The 2,557-nt window shown below is 40.8% G+C and carries 3 protein-coding genes; all 3 read left to right on the top strand.

The window, feature by feature from the left end; genetic code table 11:
* Nucleotides 1–169: 169 nt before the first annotated feature.
* The 3 genes from F6K49_RS40675 to F6K49_RS40665 all read left to right on the top strand — a co-directional run bounded on the left by F6K49_RS40675 (nucleotide 170) and on the right by F6K49_RS40665 (nucleotide 1,917).
* The gene (locus F6K49_RS40675) at nucleotides 170–841 is read left to right on the top strand and encodes a sulfotransferase family 2 domain-containing protein (RefSeq protein ID WP_293106597.1); all 672 of its coding nucleotides are present in this window, start codon (nucleotides 170–172) and stop codon (nucleotides 839–841) included.
* A gap of 223 nt (nucleotides 842–1,064) precedes the next feature.
* On the top strand, nucleotides 1,065–1,232 hold the full coding sequence (locus F6K49_RS40670; protein WP_293106594.1) for a hypothetical protein: 168 nt from the start codon (nucleotides 1,065–1,067) through the stop codon (nucleotides 1,230–1,232).
* 43 nt (nucleotides 1,233–1,275) lie between these two features.
* Nucleotides 1,276–1,917 (top strand): sulfotransferase family 2 domain-containing protein, encoded by a 642-nt coding sequence (locus F6K49_RS40665; protein ID WP_075903006.1) that lies wholly within the window; start codon nucleotides 1,276–1,278, stop codon nucleotides 1,915–1,917.
* Nucleotides 1,918–2,557 lie beyond the last annotated feature (640 nt).

Here is a 2,557-nt window from a genome sequence, read left to right as displayed (position 1 = left end):
ACTATCCCCTTTACTTCCAGTCTAGACAAGAAGCAGCAGCCAAAGCTGAGGATTTTGCTTTAATTGAGGAAACCCACCACTACCTGCAGCAGCACCCGATTAAAGAAAAGCTGAGCAACGATTATTTTTTAAAATCCATTGTCAAATCGGACATCTATCAACAGTTATCATGAGAATATCCCACAAGCATAAGTTTGTATTCCTCAGCAAACCTAAGTGTGCTAGTACTAGTATTCGTAAGGCATTGGATCCTTACACCGATGTTTGGAGTACGGATCAGAAGCGACATTACCATCACCATGTTCCAGCATCTCTGTTAAAGCAGCATTTTGAGCGTATGGGTTGGAACTGGAACAGCTACTTCAAGTTTATTAGTATCCGAAACCCTTGGGATATGCTGGTTTCTCTGTACTTCTATGCCAAGCCAGATCATCGAGGTATTTATTGGTGGGAAAAACCAAGAGTAGTCAGTGTATCCCAAGACATTATCGAAAAATACCCCTATAACCCAAACACCAGGATGCCATTCAAGCAGTGGATTAAGACTGGCAAATCTTGGGACTTGAAGCAGCAAAAATTTCTAGATGATTTGTATAGCTATACTCTTCCTTACTATGTTCTTGATGATCATAATAACTTCCTTGTTGATTATGTTATCCGTGTTGAACACCTAGAGGAAGACTTAGATTTTGTAGCTTCAAAGCTAGGACTACCTCTAGATTCTTTGAAGATAAATACTAGCAAGCATGACCACTATAGCCAGTATTATGATAGCGAATCCAAAGCAATAGTCTCCGAAATGTTTGAGTATGATATCAACTACGGAAAGTATTCTTTTTAAACTAGGGAATAGGGAATAGGGAATAGGGAATAGGGAATAGGGAATAGGGAATAGGGAATAGGGAATAGGGAACAGGGAGCAGGGAGCAGGGAACAGGGAACAGGGAACAGGGAATAAAATTTAGATGTACCTCACGCTTACTAGGAAACGCTAGATAATTTTTGAGTGCTCAGTGCTCAGTTATCAGTGCTAATTTTTGAGTGTTGAACTATAAAATATAGTGTTGATAAGACCTATAAGATACAGTCAAATTTATTACTCCTACTCCCTACTCCCTACTCCCTACTCCCTACTCCCTACTCCCTACTCCCTACTCCCTACTCCCTACTCCCTACTCCCTACTCCCTACTCCCTACTCCCTACTCCCTACTCCCTACTCCCTACTCCCTAAAACCCAGGACTTTTTCCCTCATCCAATTAATAACTGCTATAAAATGAGACTATCACACAAGCATAAATTCGTATTCATTGGCAAGCCCAGGTCTGGTGATACTACGATTAGACAAGCACTAGATCCTTACAGTGATATTGTTAGTACAGATAAACCGCGATACAACCATCCCCATGTGCCAGCATCTATGGTTCAACAGCATTTTGAACGCATGGGTTGGGATTGGAATAGCTACTTCAAATTCACTTCTGTTAGAAACCCCTGGGATATGCTTGTCTCTGTGTACTCCTTTGGAAATCCTGATCACAATGGCTTCTACTTTTGGGAGAAACAACAGTACAATCCTAACAAAAAAATGCCCTTTACAGAGTGGATCACTAAAGGAAAATCATGGGATATCAAGGCAGGTAAGCACTTAACTGATTTGTCGGCTTACTCACTGTCTTACTCGGCACTTGATGAGGATAACACGTTTCTTGTGGATTATGTTATCCGTTTTGAAACTCTAGAATCAGACGTAACTTTATTGGAGTCTCTGCTAGGACTGAAGCTGAATTGTCCGAAGATAGAGCAAGACAAACATAATGATTACACTAATTATTATAATCAGGAGTCTATAGACAGAGTCGCTAATTTATTTTGGTATGACATTAAGTATGGCAATTATAAGTTTGGGATGGCGTAGTTGGCTAAGGCAATAGGCAATAGGCAATAGGTAATAGGTAATAGGCAATAGGCATGCTAGCAAGAGCATGATCGCGCTGCTGGCGTAGGGTGGGCAGTGCTTACCTTCGAGATTGTCAGGTTTTAAATTGGTATTATGCACTGCCGACCTGAGGATTAATTTTATTAAAAATGTAGACAATTAAGTACTATTTTATAATTAAGTTACTGTCGGTGGGCAGTTCCTATAAAAGCTATCGAGCCTACCGAAAACCCCGGTGAGGTTATGACCACCTTGATTCGATATTTATACGTAGACTAGGATAGGGTTTTGCCAGGGTTTGACGCCCTGGTGACTAGGAATTGTGGAGCTTATTTTTAAGCTATCAGCTTATGGGCTACGCGCACGCTAAGCGAACAGCTATCAGCCAACGGCTGACCACTGACCACTGACCACTGACCACTGACCACTGACCACTGACGAATGTATTAGTTGATCAGTAGTTATTCAGATTTGAATGCAGTTAAGCTGTACTTGTTGACGTTTACACAATAGAATTCGGTCAAGCATTGGGGTTAACCAAAACTTGACCGATCTTTTTTTTTATTAATATGCTGTATCCCTTGCTACACAAAGGTAGATACCAGTTATATTACCCTGT

It is taken from the genome of Moorena sp. SIO3I6, assembly GCF_010672095.1.
Note: the sequence above shows the minus strand (reverse complement) of the source record. Positions and strands in the feature narration are given on the sequence as shown.